Genomic DNA, 23,264 nt, shown 5'->3' on the forward strand with positions numbered 1-23,264 from the left:
AAATTTATGAAAAAAAAGTATTGGAAAACTCTCTTGTTTTTCTTGTGTGCTTTCTTCCTGTGCTTTACTGAGGCTAACTCTCAGGTAAATGTAACAGGAGAAATGTATGATCTGGCTAAAATGAAGAGTGGAGTACGTAATCGTCGTGTCAGCAGTTATGATCAATCAGGTAATAACAGAGACCACTTTAGTGCAATTAAGCCGGGGGAAACCCGTACAATTGCTGAGGTATCTGGTGCGGGCATTATTAATCATATCTGGATTACGATTGCTCCCGGGCCTAACGTACTAAATCGCAATGATATTATTTTGAGAATGTATTGGGATAATAAGTCCTATCCATCTGTTGAATCTCCTATTGGTCCGTTCTTTGGACAAGGCTGGAATGAGCAGTATAATTATGCTTCGTTGCCGCTGTCTGCCGGGCCTGGGAATGGTACGGGATTATCTTCCTATTTCCAAATGCCGTTTGCCAATGGAGCCAAGATAGAAATAGAGAATCAGTCCGACGTTACAATCAGTTCATTCTATTTTTATGTAGATTATCTGGAAGTAAAGAAGTTACCTCAGGATATGGGACGTTTCCATGCCTGGTATAATCATGAGTTGACGGATGCGCTTCCGGAAGGTGAAACAGAATGGGGAGTTGTAGGTAAAGAAGGAGAAAACAAAAACGGAGCAAACAATTATGTGTTTGCCGATATCAAAGGAAAAGGCCATTTTGTAGGTATAAACTATTATGTGCATTGCCCTACACCCATGTGGTATGGAGAAGGGGATGATATGTGGTTTATCGATGGAGAAACCATGCCTTCTTTGATTGGTACGGGAACGGAAGATTTCTTTAATACCTCCTGGTGTCCGAAAGAAAAATTCTCACATCCGCACTTTGGTTATCCGAGGGTGAATGACGACATCGGTTGGTTAGGACGTACCCACGTCTATCGCTTCTTTATCAATGATCCGGTATTCTTTGAAACCAGCCTGAAAGGAACTATAGAACACGGGCATAACAATAACCTGACATTGGACATGGCTACCGTTGCTTATTGGTATCAAAGCGAAGCATCTGTTATCCCTACGGCACCAACAAAAGAAATGAGAAAGCTCAAACCCTTTATCGGAGTAAACGAAATTCACAAGTGGAGACACGAATGGAGAAAGAACAAAGGGAATGGCTCGAAACTTTGGGGAAATGAATAGTGAATATTATTTAGATTAAAATTCAGGTTATGAAAAAACATTATTATAGATCGTGTGTATCGATTCTGTTGTTTACAATTTGTCTTTTTATGGCAACTTTAGGAGTTGCAGCGCAAGGTAGTCTTACTATTAATGGTATAGTAAAAGACAATACAGGAGAACCTCTTATCGGGGTAAATGTAACTGAAAAAGGTACAACTAATGGAACAATAACAGACTTTGACGGAAAATATGTGCTTACCATATCCGGTAGAAATTCCGTGCTTGCATTTTCTTATATAGGGTATGTTACGCAGGAAGTAGCCGTAGGGAATAATACAACAATCAACATCACATTACAAGACGACACAAAAGCCCTGAGCGAGGTGGTGGTTGTAGGATATGGTACACAAAGACGGGAAGAGGTAACAAGTGCTATTACTAAGATTACGTCTGAAAACTTTGTAAAAGGCCCGGTGGTATCTCCTTCTCAGTTAATCCAGGGAAAAGTAGCCGGTTTGGCTATCACTTCTGTAAATGGTGACCCATTTGGTAACCCTACAATCGTATTAAGAGGTATTGCTACGTTAGAGAGTAGTGTAGAACCGCTGATCGTTATAGATGGTGTGCCGGGTGGTAGCCTGGGAAGTCTACAGCCGGAAGATGTTGAGTCAATAGACGTGCTGAAGGATGGTTCAGCTGCTGCTATCTATGGAACACGTGGTACCGGTGGTGTGATTATTGTAACCACAAAAAATGGAAAAGGAGCACAACGCAATACTGTAGAATATAATGGTTGGTTCGGTTTTGACACCATGTATGGTACTCCTGATTTGTTAAACGCAAGCGAATGGCGTGCCTATATGGCGGAGCAAAAAGCGGCCGGATATCCTAATCGTTTTGCAGAATCTATGCAGGATTACGGGCATGATACTGATTGGTATGATGCTATTTCACGGACAGCTATCAATCACTCGCATAATATAACATTCCGTGGTGGTGGTGAAAAGACCAGTTATCTGGGATCTGTTACTTACAAAAGTATTCAGGGGATCATGAAAACAACGGAAAAGAATTTTCTGACAACCCGTCTGAATGTGAATCATTCTGCTATAAATGATAGGTTAAAACTCAGTTTAAATATCCAGAATACCTTGACAAAAGGAGGTATGTGGTGGAGTAATGCCTATAATCAGGCTGTTAAACAAAATCCTACAGCACCAATCTATGATGAAAACGGAAAAATAAATGAAATAGCTCAGTGGGATACCTATAACCCGGTAGGGATTTTGGAACAAAGAGATGAAGAACGGAAGAACAATGAATATTTAGTGAATCTGAAAGCTGATTTTGAAATTATTTCCGGACTAAAAGTTGGAACATTATTAGCCTATCAAAAGAAAGATGGATCTCACGGATTTAATGACTTTGTCGATATGTATGTTTCTCGCGTGAATGGACAGCATGGCCGAGCCGTACGTTGGTCGGACTGGGCAGAAGACAGGACGGTAGAATATACAGCAGAATACAATAAAGAAGTGGCTAAGAATCACCGTTTAAATGCTATTGTGGGTTACAGTTATCAGGATTCCATGGCAGAAGGCTTATGGGCTGATAATTATAACTTCCTGAATGACGACTTTTTGTGGAATAATATTGAGTCCGGAGACTTCCTTCAGGATGGACGTGCTGCTATGACGAGTTATAAGAATGATAGTAAGTTGATTGCTTTCTTTGGTCGTGTGAATTATAATTATGCAGGAAGATACATGATTTCGGCTAGTTTGCGCCGGGAAGGTTCTTCTAAGTTCGGAGCGAATCATAAGTGGGGTAATTTCCCGGCTGTTTCTGCCGGTTGGATGATGTCGGAAGAAGCATTTATGGATGGTACGAGAGATGTTATTTCTTCTTTGAAAATAAGAGCTGGATACGGTGTAACAGGAAGTGTACCCAATGGAAATTATATGTCTCTTTCCAGGTTAAAAGATGATGCTCCTCGTATGCTTTATAACGGACAATGGATCAGAGGTGTGCAACCAGCCAGTAATCCGAACCCGGATTTGAAATGGGAGAAGAAAGGTGAGTTGAATGTTGGGGTTGATTTTGGTTTATTTAATGACCGCTTGACAGGTAGCATTGAATATTACAACCGCAAGACAACCGACCTCTTGTATTGGTATAGTGTGCCTGTTCCTCCTAATTTGTATAATCAAACTTATACGAATGTTGGTTCATTACGTAATCAAGGTTTGGAAATAACATTAAATCCGGTAATTATCAGAGATAAAGATTTGTATTGGGATGCCAATGTAAACTTCTCTTACAATACAAATAAGTTGTTAACACTTTCCGATGGCGTATATACGCGTGATTATACAAATGAAGGTTGGCTGGGAGCACCAGGAGTAAATACGTACACACACCGTTTAGAGCCGGGTAAGCCTATAGGGAACTTCTATGGACTTGTATTTGACAGGTTTGATGAAAATGGTAAATGGGTATTTAAAGATTTCAATGGTGTAGAAGGAGATAATGCAGAAGCAGATAAACGAGTGATAGGAAACGGTATTCCTAAATATTACGCAAACCTTTCTACCTCTGTTTCTTATAGGAACTTTGACCTGTCGCTTATGTTAAGAGGTGCATTCGGATTTGAGTTGGTTAATATGATGCGCTTGTACCATGAGAACAAAACGCTGTTCCCTTTAAATGTATTTAAGTCGGCATTGGATAGTCCTCTGTATGATGATCCTAAGTATTCTGATTATTATGTGGAAAATGGAAGTTATGTAAAAATTGATAATGTAACCTTAGGCTATTCTTTTAGTATTCCGAAGCTTGCATTAACGAAAGCGAGAGTCTATGTTTCCGGATTGAACCTGTATACCTTCACCGGATTCTCAGGTATTGATCCCGAGCTGGATGTAACGGGTATGACTCCCGGATTTGAATGGCAGAATAAGTATCCTAAAAAGCGTTCGTTTAATGTGGGAGTACAGTTGACATTTTAAAGGAACATATAGTTATAAAATTCAATAGATATAGATATGAATACATTTAAAAATAAAATAACAGGCTTCCTTATTACGGTTTTTCTATTGGGAAGTTTCTCTTGTACAAATCTGGACGAGAACCTGTATGAACAGTATTTAGTGGATGATTTCTTCAAAACAGAAGAAGAAATTTTAGCTGGCTTGGCTCCTGCATACGGTGGTATGCGCGGACTTTTTGATGTAACTTTCGAGATACAGGAATATATGAGCGGGAACATGATTTCTCCTACACGTGGACAGCACTGGTATGAAGGTGGGCGTTTTTGGCGTGCACATACCTTCCAGTTAGACCCGGTAGATGCCTTATGTACAGGTCCATGGAACTATTGTTTCGGAGGAGTTAGTACCTGTAACCGCTTGCTTTATATATTGAAGGATAAGGAGTTTCCTAATAAGGAGCAGTTTATGGCAGAATTGAAGATGATACGTGCCTATTACTACTTCTATGCTTTAGATATGTTTGGTAATATACCCTGGATAGATCGTTATGATCTGGAACCGGGATTTTTACCTCAACAGGAAACACAGCCTCAGATCTATCAGAATATCCTGAAAGATATAACCGAGAATATTGAGTTTTTATCAGAAGACGTTAATACAGCTACTTACGGACGCTTTACAAAATGGGCTGCTTATTCGTTACTGGCCAGGCTTTATTTGAATGCACATGTATTTAAAAGCGAATCCCCGGAGCCAAATACATGGAAAGATCCGGAATGGGATAAATGTATTGAAGCATGTAATAAAGTGATTGCATCAGGGAAGTATCAATTGGAAAATGATTATTTTTCTAATTTTCGTGCAAGTAATGAAGGTTCCCGGGAAAATATCTTTGTAATTCCTTATGATGATGTATATGCAAAAGGTTTCTATTTACCCAATAAAGGCTTGCATTATTCCCATCCTGAAAAGTTTGGAACCAAAACACAGCCTTGGAACGGTATGTGTATGGTACCCGAATTCTTTGAAAGCTTCGACTGGGGAGGCACAGACGGGAAAGGTATTCTGGAGGATACAAATGGAGATGGTATCTGGGACAAATTTGAACCGGGAGAAAATCCTGATTTGAGATGGTCAAAAGGGTTCTTATATGGTCCTCAAATTGGTAAAGATGGTAGTATGCTTCTGTGTACAGAAGAAAGCAAAGGGAAAGGCCTCTTCTTATATCCGTTTGCTGCCAAGAACGCAAGTGGTGACCTGGATAGCGAACGCGAAGTACAGTTTATCCATACATGGAAAGATGCGGCAGGTGTTGAACATCGTGATGAACTTCAGGGATTTAACTATAAGTTTGCTAACGAATATAATGGGGCGCGTCTGAATAAATACGAATTTGAAGATGGCGGACGTGCGGATATGAATAATGACCTTCCTATCTTCCGCTATGCTGATATTTTGATGATGAAGGCTGAATGTCTCTTCAGAAAAGGTGACAAGGCAGGAGCTGTTGAACTGATAAATCAGATTCGTGCTCGCGCGTTTGAAACTCCTAAGCCTATAACGGTTGATATGTTGACAGAAGACCGCATGTGGCATGAAATCCGTTGGGAATTCTTTGGTGAGATGAAGGCCCGTCAGGATGCCCGCCGCTTCGATAAAATGTCTACACGGGCTTGGTTTGGTAAGCCAGCTTATTCTTCTCACAAGAATGACTGGATGCCTATTCCGCTTGAGCAATTGAGTGCAAATCAAAATCTTAAGCAAAATCCGCATGATTTGATGTAAGCGTAAAGTATTATGTATATATTGCATACGAGCAATTCTTTTTTGCTCGTATGCAATTAAAAATCATTAGTGTGTGAATGTATCCAACAGATTGGTTGTCAGTGGAAATCCCTGAAGGATTACCCTTCAGCTTGCTTTCAGGTATAATATTTGAAGATGAACAGTTTTTATGTAGTTGAAGGGCTGAATGTAAGCTGTAACGAAATACTTGTATACCTATATTTTTAATTTGTATTCTTATGAAAACCTACATGAAGCTTTTTTATTTACTGTTCATTGCTTGTTTTTTGGCGAGTTGTTCCGGTGAGACTCAATCGGTGAAAACAACTAGTGTTCACCAATATAATGGAGTGTACACTGGCGAAAACCTGGAACGGATAGCCTTCCCTATTGGTGGCTTGGGGGCCGGGATGTATTGTATAGAGGGGACAGGCTATATTTCGCATATGTCAGTTCGCAATCGCCCGGAGGTGTTTCATGAACCTGGCGCTTTTGCAGCCATCTCTGTAAAGGGGATTGAAAACGGAGCTAAGATACTGGAAGGCCCTGTTCCGGAATGGCGTAAGTTTGGTGCTCCGGGTAGCGGGAATGGCGCATCAGGGGCTAACTATGGATTACCTCGCTTCCAACACGCGGAATTCAACGCTCGTTTCCCGTTTGCAGAAATAAATCTTCAGGATGGGGATATCCCTTTAAAAGTCTCCATCAACGCGTGGAGTCCGTTTATACCGGGCGATGCGGATAATTCCGGCTTATCGGTCGGTATCTTAGAATATACGTTTGAAAATAACTCAGGAAAATCACTGGAAACTATCTTCTCTTTCAATACGCGAAACTTTATGAGAGCGCATAATAAAGGAGAAAATAGCGTGAAACCTATGAATAATGGGTTTATTTTATCCCAAACAGGAACAAAGGAAGAACCTTTCTTACAGGGGGACTTTGCTATATATACAGATCAGCCGAATACAATCGTGAATCATTGTTGGTTCAGAGGGGGGTGGTTTGATGGTTTAACCATGACATGGAATGTCGTAAAAAACGCTGAATCTCCGGCCGTTGCTCCGGTTGACAAGAATGCTCCGGGTGCTTCTTTATATGTCCCGATTGAGTTGAAAGCAGGCGAGAAGAAAACTATAAAAGTCTTTACCGCCTGGTATGTTCCCGGAACTAGCATGCGCATAGGAGGAGATCCTACAGATCAGGCAGATAACAATATTGCACAATGCGACCCGGCTTCCGGTTGTTGTTCAACGGAAGATGTTCAAACTTACAGACCTTGGTATAGTTCTAAATTTACCAATGTAAATGAAGTAGTTAAATACCTGCAGGCGAATTATGAAGACCTTTACCGGAAGAGCGAATTATTTACTCAAACATTCTACAATACTTCATTGCCTGCCGAAGTAGTAGAAGCAATTGCTGCCAACCTGACTATATTAAAATCGCCAACCGTATTGAGGCAGCATGATGGCCGCTTATGGGCTTGGGAAGGTTGTGGAGACAATAGTGGATGTTGCCATGGCTCCTGTAACCATGTGTGGAATTACGCGCAAGCTATACCTCATCTGTTCCCCGCTTTGGAAAGGACATTGCGCCATACGGAATTTGAAGAAGACCAAAACAAAGCAGGACATCAGACGTTCCGCTCCAACCTGCCGATCCGTCCGGTTACGCACGACTTCTACTCAGCAGCCGACGGACAATTAGGGGGGATTATGAAAGCATATCGCGATTGGCGTATCTCCGGAGATGAGATGTTTGTCAAAAATATGTATCCCAAAGTAAAAGCAAGTTTGGATTATTGTATCGATACATGGGATCCCCGTCGGGTAGGATTGATAGAAGAACCTCACCATAATACATATGATATTGAGTTCTGGGGACCCAACGGAATGCATAACAGTTTCTACGTAGGCGCATTAAATGCGTTTATCGCGATGAGCGACTACTTAGGCGAAGATGCCTCAGCTTATAAAGAATTAGCTGCGAAGGGGAAAGCCTATACTGATTCGGAACTATTTAATGGTGAGTATTATATCCAGAAAATTCAGTGGACAGACTTGAAAGCACCCGATCCAACTAAAATGACCTCCTGGACTGTTAGCTATTCCGAAGAGGCGCAGAAAGTACTTAAAAAAGAAGGGCCTAAATATCAATACGGGACGGGTTGCTTGTCAGACGGTGTTTTCGGTTCATTAATGGCACGTGTCAGCGGCTTGGAAGAACCCTTGGACGAGGCAAAGACAAGAAGCCATTTGGTATCTATCCATAAATATAATTTAATAAAAGATTTATCTAAACACGATAATCCGCAACGCCCGGCGTTTGCCTTCGGAAACGATGGAGGCCTCTTGTTGTGTAGCTGGCCGAAGGGCGGAAAGTTATCCCTCCCGTTTGTATATAGCGATGAGGTTTGGACAGGTATAGAATATCAGGTAGCTGCTCACTTGATGTTGTTAGGCGAGGTAGATAAGGGTTTGGATATCGTACGTGCCTGCCGCGACAGATACGACGGACGTATCCGCAACCCCTTCAATGAGTACGAATGCGGGCATTGGTATGCGCGTGCTATGTCGAGCTATGCGATGCTGCAAGGTTTAACCGGAGTACGATATGATGCAGTAGATAAGACCTTGTATGTTGATTCGAAGGTAGGCGACTTTAGCAGTTTCCTGAGTACGGAAACCGGCTATGGCACTGTAAGCCTGAAGAATGGTAAAGTTGAGTTGTCGGTAGCTTCCGGCACAATAGACGTGAAACGGTATGTGGTGTCAGGAAATGAAGAGTAAACAGTTTAATTTAACAATATGAAGAAAGTACATCAATTTGTATACGTTTTGCTACTTTTAATGATGAGTTTGGGCATCAGTAGTATGCAGGCACAGAACAAAAAAGGGAAAGCCGGCTTATATTCACTTTCCGAAGAAATAAGTCTGCTGAAAAGAGTGGATTTATTACCGGAATACAGAACGAATTGCCTTGTGGAACAGCTATCAAGTTATGATACTACAGGGGGGAATGATGACGGTTTCTCGGGAAGGTATTCATACATCCGGAAGGAAAACGGACACCTGGTTATAGCCGATTTAAAAGGCCCGGGAGTGATCAATCGTATCTGGACGCCCACTCCAACAAACGATACGCTAGCCTTTTACTTTGACGGGGAGAAACGGGCTCGCCTGAGGGTCTGTTTCAGCGATCTGTTCTCGGGCAAGGTATATCCGTTTGTGAAACCCATCTGCGGCAATGAAGTCGGGGGATTTTATTGTTATATTCCAATCCCGTATAAGAAATCGTGCAAGATTGTTTTTGAAGGAGAAAAGATTATGTTCCATCAGATACAATACAGGGATCTGCAAGGCTACAATGTAGACTCTTATACTCCCGAGGGATATCAGCAGCAGGAAGCGCTCCTAAAAGACGTATGCAGAATATGGTCTGAAATAGCTCCTTCTGTAAAACACTTTGCGGCAGGTAATTCTTTGGGCTATAAAGTGGAAGAGAAAACATTTACCTTATTACCCGGACAGCGTATCCCGTTCTTTGAAAAAGCAAACGGAGGACGTATTGTCGGGCTGGAAATAGATGCCGGAAACTCCTTTGAAGGCCTTCAGAAAGATGTGCTGTTGCAAGGTAAATGGGATCATGAATCAGTACCGGCTATCCAGGCTCCGGTGGCAGATTATTTTGGCTATGCGTTCGGAAAAACAGCCATGCGTAGCCTTTTAGTGGGCAAATATAAGGATATAAACTACAGCTATATGCCCTTACCCTTTGACGAAAAAGCGGAGCTGGCCTTGGTCTATGAAAAAAGAAGTTCGGCCAAGCAAAATCCCGTTCAGGTTCATACCAAAGTGTATTACAATGACACCCCCAGAAACAAGGAAACAGAAGGTAAGTTCTATTCCGTTTGGAGAAGGGAGATAGACCCGCCGGAAGGGAAGTATTATACCTTTGCCGACCTGAAAGGGAAAGGGCATTATGTGGGGACTGTTCACCTGGCGCAGGCGCTTCAACCAGGAATGACTCTCTTTTTTGAAGGGGATGATTCTACCTATGTGGATGGTAAAATGCGTATGCACGGAACCGGGTCGGAAGACTATTATAATGGGGGATGGTATGCATTGTTAGACCGATGGGACAGAGGCATTAGCCTTCCGCTTCATGGTTCTCTGGACTATTCATTGCCGATGGCGCGAACCGGAGGATATCGCTTTTATCTGACAGATAAAATGCCTTATGAGAAAGAGCTTTATATTGGAATAGAACACGGGCCGGAAGGAAATAAATACCCGGTAGATTATACATCGGTAGCCTATTATTATAGTGATACCCCTCTCTCTGAAGTAATGAAAACAAATGATGCCTTGCGAACCGTATATATACCGAAAGAGCATGAGTATTACCCTCAACTGATGGATATTACGGTAGGAGGCGGCGTAAATGTCATACACCGAAGAGGCATCCGCCTGATCGCTTCACCCTCCGGGATGGTGCGCATTATGCTGAATGACGTTCCCGAAGGGAAATATAAAGTGCATATCTCTTATTTTGAGAAGGAAAATGGCGCCGATTTTTGCATCTGGCAACGACAGAAACAGCTCACGGACTGGAACTCCACAAAAGCCTCTACCGAAGAGTTGAAGCATAAACAATATATCGGTGATATAGAACTGACTCCTCAAACAAACTCCCTGTCTTTCCACATACGGAAAAACAGAGAATCTGATGAGTTTGAGTTGGATAGAATCTATTTGGAACGGATAGAATAGGGGTATGGAACGGGTAAACAGGAGGGTGATATTGATTATAAATGTGATACTTTTCGGACTGATTAGTATCCTGTTTTATAGTCTGGTTTACCCGTTTCATTTATATTATCAGGAGCAGATTCAGCTCTTTCAGTTTACGTCAGCTTATTGGAAAGAATATATCATACATCCGGGTGGTTTTATCGGATATTTAGGGGCTTTTGTTACTCAGTTTTATTACTTTCCTCGCCTTGGAGGTGTGATTGTTTCTTTGTTGTTAGTTCTACTTTTTATTCTTACATACCGGGTTGCCCGTCTGTTGAAGTTGGGTAATTTATCTTCTGTATTTTTATCTTGGTTTGTTGGCTTTTTATTTTTGTTGTTACATGCTTCTCCCTTGTATAAAACGGCTTGTACATTGGCTGTTTTACTATCATTGGCTTTGCTGTGTCTGTATTTTTCAATTCACTCATATTCTTTGCGATATGTATTCGGTGGTGTCGTTTGTTTGGTTTTAAATCCATTGATCGGCGGGGCGTATCTGATCTTTGTTTTCTGTTGTGTTTTGTTTGAAGCCTTTGTCAAAAAAGAACGGCATTATTTGGCTGTCGCATTTGCTTATGTAGCGATCGGATTAACAGTTCCTGTTTTCAATCGTTATACTCTTTATACGGCTTCTGTACGTAATTCGTATCTGAGTGATTTTTACTATGAAATACCCGAATGGCCAGACTTGGATTATCGTAGCATAATTAATTTTGATCAACAGCGAATTTTTCGTCAGATATACTATGCCAATAATGGAGAGTGGGAGCTTATCCTGGAAGATGCGAAGCAGCATCCTCCTGTAAATAAATGGCAATTATCTTATGTAAATCTGGCCTTAGCTAAGACCGGTAGAATAGCGTCCGATCTTTTCCTTTTCGAGCAGTTTAATGAGCATTTATTCTGCCTTGAAACGAAAGATGTTATCAGTTGCCAGATTAGCTCGGATGTGTATTGGCATATAGGCTATCAGAACTATTCGCGGATGGCAGCTTTTATGGGAACTCAGATGAATAAAAGGCCGGAGCATGCAGCCCTGCTTTATCGCCTGGCAGAAATAGAAGTTTTAAATTCTAATTTCAAATTAGCAGATAAATACATATCGATATTTGAAAACACCTTGTTTTACAAACAAAAGGCAAGAGCCTTGCACTTGATGATGGAAGATAAAGAGTCCTCGGAATATGTAGATAAAAGAAAGTTTATACCTTCTACAGACAAGTTTTCCGTCATTAATTCATCGATGTTTGTAACTCAACTGAATCATCTGTTGGAAGATAATCCGCAAAATAAAAATGCCCTGGAAGTCTTATTGTCTGTTTATTTTATAAAGAGAGATATGGAGTCCTTATTGGCTTGTCTGAAGTATATAGATGGTATGAAATATGATCCTCTTCCGCCCTTATATCAGCAATGTTTATTGATTCTTCTTTCTGTAGGAAATGAATCTATCGAACAGGAATATAGTAAGTATTCGTTTGACATATCAAAAAGTATAACGGATGACTTTAAGGAACTGAATAGCCTGTTATTTTGGCTGAGTCAAAATGATCCGGACGCTCAAAGAAAGATAAACGAGAAATATAAAAGCTCTTTTTGGTTGTATTTTTTATCTGTTGCTAAATGAAAGTATTGTTGAAAAATATGATTCTGTTCGCATTGCTTCTGTATACTATTTCATGCCGGGTGTCGGTTGATGATGCGGAGATAATCAATCAATTACCGAAATTATATCCGGACTATATAGACGTAACCATACCCTACAATATCGCTCCTTTAAACTTTAAACTATTAGACAATGCGGAAAAAATATATGTTAAGATAGAAGGTAAATCAGGTGTATTAACGCAGAGCGGAAACAAACAAATCTCTTTCTCAAAAAGCAAATGGCGCTCTTTTCTGGAAGCCAATAAAGGGACAAGCCTTTTAGTGACTGTTTACTCCTTGAAAGAATCCAAATGGCTTCAATACAAGTCCTTTTCTCTTGCGGTTCAGTCCGAACCCATTGATAGCCATATCGTATACCGGCTGATTGAACCAGGATATTCCATGGCTTATAAACATGGTATTTATCAACGAAATCTGGAGACTTTTGAAGAAAAAATAATCTATCATACCGACTTAAACGGCGGAGGCTGTATGAACTGCCACTCCTTTTGCAGCCAGGACCCGGAGAAGATGTTATTTCATATCCGGGGCAAGAATTCCGGAACCTACATTCTGGACAATAAGGATATAAAAAAGATAAATACCAAAACGCCTTATACCTTGTCCAATGCCGTATATCCTTCCTGGCATCCGGATGGAGATATAGTGGCCTTTTCAACCAATAATACCTGGCAGGCATTTCATACACTGAAGGATGAACGGGTGACTGTTTTTGATTATAAATCGGATATTCTATTATATGATATCCGGAAGAATGAATTACTAACTACCCCTTTAATCGCTTCGGATGAGTTTTGTGAAACCTTCCCTTTCTTTTCTTCAGACGGAAGCAAACTATACTTTATGTCTTGCCATACAGTTGATTCCTTGCCGAAGAAATATGAAGAACAGGTATATAGTTTATGCTTTATTGATTATGATGTAGATACGCATGCATTTGGCAGTCAAGTTGATACGCTAATAAATGCTTTTACGTTTGGAAAAGGTGTCGCACATCCGCATGCTTCACCGGATGGAAAATACATACTCTATAGCGGAGTAGATCATGGGAATTTCAGTAGCTGGAATAAAGAGGCAGATCTGTATATCTACAATTTTGAAACGATAGAAAACTATCCATTAAAAGAGGCCAATAGTGATTGCTCGGAAAGCTGCAATTCCTGGTCTTCCAATAGTAAATGGGTTGCGTTTAGCAGCCGTAGAGACGATGGCTTATACAATCGGATTTATATCACTTATATAGATGAAAAGGGGAATGCCTCAAAGGCTTTTATGCTTCCGCAAAAAGATGCAGATTACTATCCGCAGCTATTAAAATCGTATAACCTGCCGGAATTTATAAAGGGGGAAATGCGTATGAGCCCTTACTTTATTGAAGATGCGGCAAGGACAAAAAAGGCCTTAGATGTACAGTTTAATGGGAGCGAAAAAAGAAGTGAAAATATTATTCATTCGATAAATTAAATACAAAAGAATCATTACAAAAAATAGCGTGTTATGGAAAAAACGAAATTGGTGATAGGGATTGATTACGGAACGGATTCTTGCCGTGCCTTGGTGGTGGATACGCAGAGTGGGGAAGAGTTGGCTTCCGAAGTGGTTTGGTATCCGCGTTGGAAGGCCGGCCTTTATTGCGAACCCAAGAAGAACCAATACCGACAGCATCCGTTGGACTATATAGAGAGCCTGGAGGCTGTTATAAAGGCTGTTCTGGCTAAGTGTCCGTCTGATGCAGCCGAACGGGTGGTTGGCTTGTCTTTTGATACAACGGGCTCTACCCCTGTACTATTGAACGAAGAGGGCCTGCCTTTGGCTATGTTGCCCGAATATGCAGAGAATCCGAATGCTATGTTTGTGCTTTGGAAGGATCATACGGCCCTCCGGGAGGCAGACGAGATCAATGCTTTGGCTAAAGAGTGGGAGGTAGACTATACCGCCTATTCGGGGGGTGTTTATTCGTCCGAATGGGTCTGGTCTAAGATGCTGCACCTGCTGCGTGCGGACGAGTCTGTTCGTAAGGTAGCTTACAGTTGGACAGAGCATTGCGACTGGATGCCGGCTTTGCTAACCGGGAAAACAAAACCGGAAAAGATGATCCGGAGTCGCTGTGCTGCAGGACACAAAGCCATGTGGAATGAAACATGGGGTGGCCTGCCTTCTACCGAATTTCTGTTGACCCTGGATCCTTTACTGGATTTGTTTACAGGGCATTTATATACAGATTGCTATACGACTGATACGGTGGTGGGGACACTTTCTGCTCATTGGTCGGGGCGTTTGGGCTTATCGTCACAGGTGGTTGTATCCGTCGGAGCCTTAGATTGTCACGTTGGCGCTGTGGGAGCTCAGATTACACCCGGCGCCTTTGTTCGTGTGATGGGTACTTCTACTTGTGATGTCATGGTGGCAAGCTATCAGGAGATGCAAGGCCGCCTGATCGAGGGTATTTGTGGACAGGTAGACGGTTCGGTGGTCCCCGGGATGGTGGGGCTGGAAGCGGGTCAGTCTGCCTTTGGCGATGTGTATGCCTGGTATAAGCAACTACTTAGCTGGCCAATGGAACAATATATATCGGCTTCCTCCTTGCTGGATGAGGAAACCAAGCAGGTATTGATGCAAGAATTCACAGATTCTATACTAGCCAACCTAACCTTAGATGCAGAACGAGTGGATTTGAAGGAGAGTACTTTGATAGCTGTTGACTGGCTGAACGGACGTCGCACTCCGGTGGCCAATCAGGCTGTCAAAGGCTCTATCTACGGGCTTACGTTGGGTACGACGGCTCCTATGTTGTATCGTGCCTTGGTAGAAGCTACGGCCTTTGGTTCCAAGGCGATTGTAGATAGCTTTTTGCAACAGGGAGTCGGTATTGATAAGGTCATAGCCATAGGGGGGATCTCCCAGAAGTCTCCTTTTGTGATGCAAACGCTGGCGGATGTACTGGGGATGCCTATTCTGGTGGCGAAGGCAGAGCAGGCCTGCGCTTTGGGAGCTGCTATGTTTGCGGCTGTAGCCTCCGGTGTGTATCAGTCGATAGACGAAGCGGAACAGAAACTGGGCAAAGGTTTTCTTTGCGAATATAAACCTGATTTTAATAAACAGACAATTTATGAAGATATGTATGAAAAATACCTTACCTTAGGAGCGTTTACGCAAAATAAAATACTATAACATGAAAAAAAATCGAGTAGTAGTCTTGATTGTACTACTATCTTTTGTAGGGGTGTCTTCTTTGTTTTCGGCACCTATTGATCTGGTAAAAAAAATAAAATGTGATTCACTTGGAGATGTAAAAGCAACGGTTAATGTAGAGCCTGTAAGCCCCGGAGTTAATAGGGTAACTGTCCGATATGTAACGAACAAAAATATTATACAGGACGATTGTGCCATACGGATTACCCCCTCTTTTAAGCCTACGTTTCATTGGGCTCCTCATCTTACGCCTGAAGACAATTATGTGATCGACAGGCATTTGTTTCGTACGCCAGCCTTGATTGTACAGGATGCCAAGCATACCCTGATGTTGATTCCCGATACGGATAATCCGTATACATCTCCGGGCTTTCAACTGTATATGGATATGAATGCACCGGACAATGAACTGGTGTTTGGGATGTGCCGTACAAATGTTACAGATCATGTGTTGTATCAGAAAGATGGTGCTGCAGTCTTTTGCGAGGGTACGATAGAACTGAAATTTTTCCTTGTTTCTTCGACTGGTGATGCCGGGATGCAGCAGAACCCCTTCCGCTTTGTGCTCAACCACTTCTGGGCAGAGAAAGGAGCTTCGGTATTCAAAGAGACGGATCTTTCGCGTAAGTTGTTTGACAAATATTGTCGACATACTTATCGCTGGGCGTTTAGTACCTGGGCAGAGCCTGTTTGGCAGGAGTTTAACATAAACGGCAAACATGTAGGAGCACCTGTCTTTATCGTGAATTATACCCAGAGCCCCAACTATCCCGGCGAGGTAAATGAGCGTGAAATGCGTTCGGTCTGGAACCAGGCCTGGTTCAGCTCGTTACGCTCGGCAAGCGGACTGTTTCGCTATGCCCGCCGAACCAATAACAAACGCTTGATGGATAATGCCCTTCTGTCGAAAGAACTGGCGCTGGCAGCTCCTCAGAAAGATGGTTTGTTTTATGCCGTAGTGGCTACGGAAATGGAACAGGTGGAGATTGGTGATAAAAAGTATAATCGCTCAAAGGGCTGGAAAACGGCCTATTGGGGCAATTCAAACCGCAATCCGCAAACCTGGGATATCCGCAAATCGCCTTTCCATATCCTGGATATGAGCTGGACGGCTTACATCATGCTTCAATGGTATGATGAGCTGGAGAAAGACAAGCGCCTGCTTGATTATGCCACCAGCTATGCAGAGGCCCTCCTGAAACTGCAGGATACCAAAGGCTACTTTCCCGCCTGGCTGGATACGGAGAGCCTGAAGGTATTGCCTCAGTTGAGGGAATCGCCGGAGAGTTCCATGTCTGCCTTGTTCTTGCTGAAGCTGTATCAACTAACCAAGGATCAGCGGTATATGTCGGCTGCATTAGCCGCTCTGAAAGTAATTGAGAAAGAGATTATTCCGGTAGGCAGATGGGAAGATTTTGAAACATATTGGTCTTGTTGCCGATACGGATCGAAGGATTTGCAAGGCAAGAAGGTGGCACGAAACAATATGTACAAGCAATGCAATTTCTCTATGTTCTGGACTGCTGCGGCTTTGATGGAAGCCTACCGGGTAACAAGCAACAGCCGCTATCTGCAAACGGGACAGCGCGTAGTGGATGAGCTACTGATGACACAAGCTTCCTGGCAACCTCCTTATATCTACGTAGATGCAGTGGGAGGCTTTGGCGTGATGAACTGCGATGGCGAATGGAACGATTCGCGGGGAAGCCTCTTTGCTGAAATGCTGATGGACTACGGAAAAGCCTTGAATAAAGAGGAATATATGCAGCGGGGTATCATGGCCTTGAAGACATCTTTCTCGATGATGTATTGCCCCGAAAACCCACGTGCCAAGAAGCTGTGGGAAAATACCTGGTCTTTCTTCTCCACGGAAGACTATGGCTTTATGATGGAAAATTACGGCCATGGAGGCAAGACTTCCCCCGAAGGAGAAGGGATGGGAGAGTTTACCATCTATGATTGGGGAAATGGTGCTGCCACCGAAGCCTACAACAGAATTCTGGATCATTGGGGCGAAGCGGTATTCAAATAGGAATAAGTTGCTAAAAAAACAGCTATTTTTTTGTTGCCGACATATGTCGGCAATATTGCCGATAATTATCAACAATTCTGCCGATAACTATCGGCAAGCCTGTTGATAATTGTCAGCAAACATTTTGATTTGCCCTCAGAGTAAGAATATAGCTGGCTTTTATTGCGATTATTTGTACTTTTGCTGAAAATTAACCAGGAATGAAGAAGGTTTTAATTAAAGATGTCGCAAAAAAGGCCGGAGTTTCTAATGCTACTGTATCACTTGTATTAAATGGGAAGGAAAAAGAAGGACGTGTAGGCAAGGAGGTGGCTGAGAGAGTGAGAAAGATTGCTGCTGAGATGAATTACCAACCCAATGCCTTAGCCAGAAGCCTTCAAAGCGGACGCACATATATTATCGGGCTGATTGTAGCGGATATATCGAACCCTTTCTTTAGTACATTGGCGTATTACGTGCAGGATCAGATAGAAAAAGCCGGCTATGCCGTGATGATCATGAATACGAACGAAAATGACGATCAGCTGGAGAAGATAATCGGCATGCTGAAGAACCATCAGGTAGATGGCTATGTCATTGTTCCTACGGAGAATGGCGAAGCCTCTGTGGCACGCTTGCTGGAGGCCAAATGCCCGCTAGTTTTGCTGGACCGTAACTTTCCCGACCTGAAGACTTATAGCGTAATGGTAGATGGCTACCAGGCGTCGTTTCAGGCCACAAACCTCTTGATAGAACGGGGCTGCAAACGTATTGGATTACTGATCTATAATAGCTTTCAGGCTCATATGTCGGAGCGTAAGTATGGTTTTGTAGATGCCCTTCAACGAAATAAATCGTATGATCCGGATTTGGTAGAGTATGTCAACTTTAACAACCTGGAAGAGGACGTGTTAAATGCCATGGATCGCTTAGTAAAGAAGAAAGTAGACGGCCTGCTCATTGCTACCAATACCATAGCGATGCTTGGTATTAAAGACTTGTTTGAAAGGAAGATAAAGATACCGGAGCAGATACAGGTGGTTTGTTTCGACAAGAGCGATGCCTTTGAATTTATGCCGAATCCCATTCCTTACATACAGCAACCCATAGAAGTAATGGGGCGCAAAGCGGCTGATTTACTGATGGAACAAATGGAAAAGAAAGACTCGGAAGTGCAGGTGTGTAAATTCCCTGCTTCGCTTGTCAGACGCTAACTCCCGTATCAGAAGTCAACAATCAGGCGGAAGTTTAGCTGGCGGCCTGTCAGATAGTTAGGAACAGCCGATTGTTTGTTGTTTGCGTCTGTAATCCAGTAATAAGAATTGGTGTTTTTGATGTCGAAAAGGTTGAAGATATCAACCCCCAGCCAGATATTTTTTAAATGGCGGAAGAAGCCTCTGTCCATGATGGCATCGGTACCACCTGCCAACTGGTACGACATACCGATGTCTACCCTGCGGTAAGGGGTTGTTTCATAGTATTTTTCTTCGTATCCGGTGCGGGGAGCTGTAACCGGAAGTCTTCCTGACAGCACACCTCGCAGATTGAGTTTTACGCGCTCGTAACCAGGGAAATAGTCTTGGAAAAAGAGCGATAGGTTATAGCCCGGATTGTTGGGTAAAGGCAGGTTCTTCACGTCATAGATCGTCTGTTCTGCCTTCATAAACGACATACTGATCCAAGAGTCTGTTCCCGGAACAAATTCGCCGAAAAACTTGAAGTCTACTCCCATCGCATAGCCATGCGCTACATTATCACCGTAATAGCGTATCTTTACGTTGTCTATTGTATAGGGATTCAGATTGTCTAGCTTCTTGTAATACAGTTCGGTAGTGAACTTAAAGTTGCGTTCAATAGCTTTGAATGCATAGTCACCTCCCAGGATGACGTGTATGGAACGTTGTGACTTGAGGTTTTTGTTCAGCTCTACAATATCGTTGCCTTTATCGTCTTTGGTAACAACCCGCAACTCCTTATAGAAAGGCGGCTGGTAGTACAGCCCGGTTGCCAGGCGGAATGTCAGATCCTGGTTGAAGTTGGGAATAAAACCCAGAGAGGCACGAGGACTAACGATAAACTCCTCATTGCATGACCAGTAACTGGCGCGTACACCTCCTGTTAAAGTAAACAATCCCTGAGGGGTACGAAACTTGAATACATCCTGCACGTAGCCGGAGACGCGTGTGCTTTCCAGCTCGTTGTTTGAATACAGGTTGGAGATGACGTGTACACCGCTTCCCGTGTGGGGTAGGGAGTAGCCTGCCGAGTCGCGTTTTTCCCACTCGCTGATGCGGTCGCTGATGTTCTCAAATTGCACAGTAGCACCCCATTGGATGGTGTTGCTCTTGATACGGTGCGAGCCATACAGACCGGCATTTATTACACTGGAATGCAGACGGTTTCTGGCATGTTCGTGATAGCGTCCGATGGCAAAGGGGGAGGGCTCATCATCGCTGTTTCCGGTCTCATCAGTATCATCGCTCAACGTATATTCTCCGGCTATGTCATAACTCTCTTCCTCCCTGCTATTGAAGGCCGAAGCCTGGAATCCTATCTCTGTATTTTCATTTGGTGTATGCTTGAGTGTAAGCGCACCGAATAAGGTCTGAAACTTGTCTCTTTCCTTTCCGTCAAAATAGACGGTAAACTTTTGGATATCAGTGGTGGTTCCGAAAACAGTTTCCCGGCTGTGGGGAGTGAATTTAAAGTTATTGGTGGCCAGGTTTCCCAGGAAATTTACTTCCCATTTGGGGGCCAGCTGGTAAGTCATATAGGTTTGCAAATCAATGAAATTGGGATCGTATTCCGCATCTGTATCCATTGTTTTTAAGAGCGAACGGCCTGTTTTATAGCGAAATCCTGTTATCTGGGTAAACTTTCCGATAGAGCTGCCTACATAGGCGTTGGCTCCCAGCAGGCTGGCTGACACGGAACCTTCAAATTCGGTTGGTTTCTTATAGCTGATATCCAATACGGAGCTCATTTTGTCGCCGAATTTAGCTTCAAATCCTCCGGCTGAGAAGCTCACAGACTCGGTCATATCTGGGTTTACGAAGCTGAGTCCTTCCTGCTGTCCGGAGCGGATCAATTGCGGGCGGAAGACCTCCAACCCGTTTACATAAACAATATTTTCGTCATAGCTTCCGCCTCTTACGGAATACTGGGAACTTAATTCATTGCTTGAGGTTACTCCCGCATGTGTTACCACCAGGCTTTCGATACTTCCGCCGGAAGGGTCGGGGAGGAGGCGGATCTTTTCCGCGTCAATGTTTTCCATGGTGTTAATCTGTCTCCTGGCGGCTGTAACAGATACTTCTCCCAGTGACAGGGAGGCATAGTTCATCTGTACATTGAGCCGCATATCGCTTTGTGCGGAGGGTATAATGCGTTCGGCCTTGTTATAACCCAGACAAGAGAATAACAGAGTCAGTGAATCCGAAGGGGATATAGACAGGGAATAGAAGCCTTTTTCATTTGTCATGGCACCTGTCATAGTACCTTTTACCTGAACAACAACCAGTTCCAGTGGGTTCCCGTCTCCGTCCCGTACATTACCGCTTATCTTGATACGGTTTTGCGCGGCAATTTGCAAAGAAGTTAATATAAATAGCAGTGCAGCTAAAGCACGAATTTTCATAAATCAATGTTTACCTTATAAGGCTTATAACGAAAAAAAAGGCAGAAGCGTATATGCATCTAAAAAAAATCCCGTATTAATTGGGTGGAATTGCTATATTTGCAACGAATAGGAAATGTTTAGATACAGACTAATAACGAATAAGACAGAGAATGAATAGTTTTTCAGAGTTGCTTAAAACGCGCCGGAGTACCCGTAAATTCACGGAACAGCTATTGTCGCCGGAGCAGGTAGAGCTGATATTGAAAGCAGGACTGATGTCTCCCTCCTCAAAGCGGGGAACACCCTGGCAGTTTATAGTAGTAGAGGATAAAGAGACCCTGAAAAAACTAGCCGGATGCAAGCCACATGGAGCCGGTTTTCTGGAGGAATGTGCCTTGGCTGTTGTAGTAATGGCTGATGTAATGAGTTCTGAGGCTTGGGTGGAGGATACTTCTATCGCCTCCATACTGATGCAGTTGCAGGCAGAAGATTTAGGCTTAGGCAGTTGCTGGTGTCAGATACGTGGACGTCAGACGGAGAGTGATGAAGAGTCGGCCCAGTATGTTCGTAATTTATTTAACGTTCCTTATCAACTGGAAGTCTTGTCTGTAATAGGTTTCGGCTATAAAGCTCAAGAAAATAAACCCTTTGACGAATCCCGCTTACAATGGGAGAAAATACATATAGGAACCTATCAGAATCCGGAAGAAAACAAAAATCTAAAAGCATGAAAATTGTATTTATTGGAGCAGGAAATCTAGCTACTGCTGTTTCGCTTGAGATGCAAAGAGCGGGAATGACTATCGGGCAAATCTATAGTCGTACCCGGGAGAGTGCTGAATCATTAGCCAAAAAACTGAATACCCAATGGACGACCAATCTGAATGAGATTATTCCCGATGCCGATTTATATATCTTTGCTTTAAAAGATGCGCTTCTTACGGAAATAATACCCAAAGTAAAGCCTAATGAAGGGCTGTGGGTACATACGGCAGGAAGTGTGCCTATGCAGATTTTTGAAGGTCATGCCAAGCGCTATGGGGTTTTCTATCCGTTGCAGACCTTCACGAAGAAGCGGAGGGTTAAACTGGACAAAACGCCTATCTTTCTGGAAGTAAACAATCCGGAGGATATGAAAATGCTGAAGAAAGTAGCGATTGCCTTGTCCGGAAATGCGCAGGAACTGGATTCGGAGAAGCGGAAGATGCTTCATCTGGCAGCCGTTTTTGCCTGTAATTTCACCAATCACATGTATGCGCTTGCAGCAAAACTATTGGAGGAACAGTCTCTTTCATACGAACTTATATTACCACTCATTATAGAAACGGCAGATAAAATAAGCGAGATTCCTCCTTCCGAAGCACAAACCGGTCCGGCTGTCCGTTTTGAAAAAGAGATTATGGATAAGCAGATTGCCATGTTAAGTGATCCGGGTATGCAGACGATTTATCGTTTGATAAGTCAGAATATCTATAAAGAAAAACTACAGCATGAGCAGTATTAGTTACGATCTGACGAAGATCAAAGCCTTTGTTTTTGATGTAGATGGCGTTCTCTCGCACGAAGTTAGCCCCCTATACCCCAACGGCGAGCCGATGCGTACCGTAAGTACAAAAGACGGATATGCCATTCACGAGGCTGTCAAGAAAGGCTTTCAGGTTGGGATTATCACTACCGGGCATACGGAAGCTGTTCATACGCGTTTTTCCAACTTGGGAGCCCAGCATATATATCTGCATAGCCGGAGAAAAATGGATGATTTTGAGGATTTTATCAGCAAAACAGGCTTGAAGGATGAGGAGATCATCTATGTAGGTGACGATCTGCCGGATTACGAAATAATGAAGCGTGTAGGCCTGCCGGTAGCCCCTGCTGATGCTGTCCCGGAGATTAAAGCGATTGCCAAATATATATCTTCCAGAAAAGGAGGAGAAAGCGTAGCCCGCGATGTAATAGAGCAAACGCTGAGAGCACAGGGCTTGTGGATGTCTGACGAAACAGCCTTCATCTGGTAA

The 23,264-nt window shown here is 43.0% G+C and carries 14 protein-coding genes; 13 read left to right on the forward strand and 1 reads right to left on the reverse strand.

What is annotated here, in order from left to right:
- Nucleotides 1–6 precede the first annotated feature (6 nt).
- The 10 genes from M2470_RS15940 to M2470_RS15985 all read left to right on the forward strand — a co-directional run bounded on the left by M2470_RS15940 (nt 7) and on the right by M2470_RS15985 (nt 18,844).
- Nucleotides 7–1,203: a glycoside hydrolase family 172 protein gene (locus M2470_RS15940; protein WP_280746023.1), complete on the forward strand. Its 1,197-nt coding sequence runs from the start codon at nt 7–9 to the stop codon at nt 1,201–1,203.
- Nucleotides 1,204–1,292: 89 nt separating this feature from the next.
- Nucleotides 1,293–4,193 carry a TonB-dependent receptor gene (locus M2470_RS15945; protein WP_280746022.1) on the forward strand — a complete coding sequence of 967 codons (2,901 nt, stop codon included), beginning with the start codon at nt 1,293–1,295 and terminating at the stop codon, nt 4,191–4,193.
- A gap of 36 nt (nt 4,194–4,229) precedes the next feature.
- Complete coding sequence (locus tag M2470_RS15950; protein WP_280746021.1) at nt 4,230–5,960, forward strand: RagB/SusD family nutrient uptake outer membrane protein; 1,731 nt, start codon at nt 4,230–4,232, stop codon at nt 5,958–5,960.
- A gap of 239 nt (nt 5,961–6,199) precedes the next feature.
- Nucleotides 6,200–8,752, forward strand: a complete 2,553-nt coding sequence (locus M2470_RS15955) for a GH116 family glycosyl hydrolase (RefSeq protein WP_280746020.1) — start codon at nt 6,200–6,202, stop codon at nt 8,750–8,752.
- An 84-nt stretch (nt 8,753–8,836) separates the two neighbouring features.
- Nucleotides 8,837–10,735 carry a glycoside hydrolase family 172 protein gene (locus M2470_RS15960; protein ID WP_280746043.1) on the forward strand — a complete coding sequence of 633 codons (1,899 nt, stop codon included), beginning with the start codon at nt 8,837–8,839 and terminating at the stop codon, nt 10,733–10,735.
- 4 nt (nt 10,736–10,739) lie between these two features.
- On the forward strand, nt 10,740–12,386 hold the full coding sequence (locus M2470_RS15965; RefSeq protein WP_280746019.1) for a DUF6057 family protein: 1,647 nt from the start codon (nt 10,740–10,742) through the stop codon (nt 12,384–12,386).
- A 17-nt stretch (nt 12,387–12,403) separates the two neighbouring features.
- Nucleotides 12,404–13,891 carry a hypothetical protein gene (locus M2470_RS15970; protein WP_280746018.1) on the forward strand — a complete coding sequence of 496 codons (1,488 nt, stop codon included), beginning with the start codon at nt 12,404–12,406 and terminating at the stop codon, nt 13,889–13,891.
- A 33-nt stretch (nt 13,892–13,924) separates the two neighbouring features.
- The gene (locus M2470_RS15975; protein WP_280746017.1) at nt 13,925–15,598 is read left to right on the forward strand and encodes a ribulokinase; all 1,674 of its coding nucleotides are present in this window, start codon (nt 13,925–13,927) and stop codon (nt 15,596–15,598) included.
- Nucleotide 15,599: 1 nt separating this feature from the next.
- Nucleotides 15,600–17,651: a hypothetical protein gene (locus M2470_RS15980; protein WP_280746016.1), complete on the forward strand. Its 2,052-nt coding sequence runs from the start codon at nt 15,600–15,602 to the stop codon at nt 17,649–17,651.
- 200 nt (nt 17,652–17,851) lie between these two features.
- Nucleotides 17,852–18,844, forward strand: a complete 993-nt coding sequence (locus M2470_RS15985; protein WP_280746015.1) for a LacI family DNA-binding transcriptional regulator — start codon at nt 17,852–17,854, stop codon at nt 18,842–18,844.
- An 8-nt stretch (nt 18,845–18,852) separates the two neighbouring features.
- Here M2470_RS15985 and M2470_RS15990 read toward each other — a convergent pair whose 3' ends face one another.
- Nucleotides 18,853–21,267, reverse strand: a complete 2,415-nt coding sequence (locus tag M2470_RS15990) for a TonB-dependent receptor (RefSeq protein ID WP_280746014.1) — start codon at nt 21,265–21,267, stop codon at nt 18,853–18,855.
- A gap of 152 nt (nt 21,268–21,419) precedes the next feature.
- On the opposite strand from M2470_RS15990, the gene M2470_RS15995 reads away from it, so the two are divergent.
- The 3 genes from M2470_RS15995 to M2470_RS16005 are packed head-to-tail and all read left to right on the forward strand — an operon-like array spanning nt 21,420 to nt 23,264.
- Nucleotides 21,420–21,980 carry a nitroreductase family protein gene (locus M2470_RS15995; RefSeq protein WP_280746013.1) on the forward strand — a complete coding sequence of 187 codons (561 nt, stop codon included), beginning with the start codon at nt 21,420–21,422 and terminating at the stop codon, nt 21,978–21,980.
- The gene (locus M2470_RS16000) at nt 21,977–22,753 is read left to right on the forward strand and encodes a Rossmann-like and DUF2520 domain-containing protein (RefSeq protein ID WP_280746012.1); all 777 of its coding nucleotides are present in this window, start codon (nt 21,977–21,979) and stop codon (nt 22,751–22,753) included. The genes M2470_RS15995 and M2470_RS16000 overlap by 4 nt, the downstream gene beginning before the upstream one ends.
- A complete protein-coding gene (locus M2470_RS16005) occupies nt 22,740–23,264 on the forward strand; it encodes an HAD hydrolase family protein (RefSeq protein ID WP_280746011.1) in 525 nt (174 codons plus the stop codon). The genes M2470_RS16000 and M2470_RS16005 overlap by 14 nt, the downstream gene beginning before the upstream one ends.

The organism is Parabacteroides sp. PH5-46 (assembly GCF_029892785.1).
GTDB lineage: Bacteria > Bacteroidota > Bacteroidia > Bacteroidales > Tannerellaceae > DFXE01.

What these genes read in the sequence shown, in the direction of transcription:
- M2470_RS15995 (WP_280746013.1), top strand. Translation starts at nt 21,420, where the DNA reads ATGAATAGTTTTTCAGAGTTGCTTAAAACGCGCCGGAGTACCCGTAAA.
- M2470_RS15945 (WP_280746022.1), top strand. Translation starts at nt 1,293, where the DNA reads ATGGCAACTTTAGGAGTTGCAGCGCAAGGTAGTCTTACTATTAATGGT.
- M2470_RS15950 (WP_280746021.1), top strand. Translation starts at nt 4,230, where the DNA reads ATGAATACATTTAAAAATAAAATAACAGGCTTCCTTATTACGGTTTTT.
- M2470_RS16000 (WP_280746012.1), top strand. Translation starts at nt 21,977, where the DNA reads ATGAAAATTGTATTTATTGGAGCAGGAAATCTAGCTACTGCTGTTTCG.
- M2470_RS15960 (WP_280746043.1), top strand. Translation starts at nt 8,837, where the DNA reads ATGCAGGCACAGAACAAAAAAGGGAAAGCCGGCTTATATTCACTTTCC.
- M2470_RS15985 (WP_280746015.1), top strand. Translation starts at nt 17,852, where the DNA reads ATGAAGAAGGTTTTAATTAAAGATGTCGCAAAAAAGGCCGGAGTTTCT.
- M2470_RS16005 (WP_280746011.1), top strand. Translation starts at nt 22,740, where the DNA reads ATGAGCAGTATTAGTTACGATCTGACGAAGATCAAAGCCTTTGTTTTT.
- M2470_RS15955 (WP_280746020.1), top strand. Translation starts at nt 6,200, where the DNA reads ATGAAAACCTACATGAAGCTTTTTTATTTACTGTTCATTGCTTGTTTT.
- M2470_RS15975 (WP_280746017.1), top strand. Translation starts at nt 13,925, where the DNA reads ATGGAAAAAACGAAATTGGTGATAGGGATTGATTACGGAACGGATTCT.
- M2470_RS15980 (WP_280746016.1), top strand. Translation starts at nt 15,600, where the DNA reads ATGAAAAAAAATCGAGTAGTAGTCTTGATTGTACTACTATCTTTTGTA.
- M2470_RS15990 (WP_280746014.1), bottom strand. Translation starts at nt 21,267, where the DNA reads ATGAAAATTCGTGCTTTAGCTGCACTGCTATTTATATTAACTTCTTTG.
- M2470_RS15970 (WP_280746018.1), top strand. Translation starts at nt 12,404, where the DNA reads ATGATTCTGTTCGCATTGCTTCTGTATACTATTTCATGCCGGGTGTCG.
- M2470_RS15965 (WP_280746019.1), top strand. Translation starts at nt 10,740, where the DNA reads ATGGAACGGGTAAACAGGAGGGTGATATTGATTATAAATGTGATACTT.
- M2470_RS15940 (WP_280746023.1), top strand. Translation starts at nt 7, where the DNA reads ATGAAAAAAAAGTATTGGAAAACTCTCTTGTTTTTCTTGTGTGCTTTC.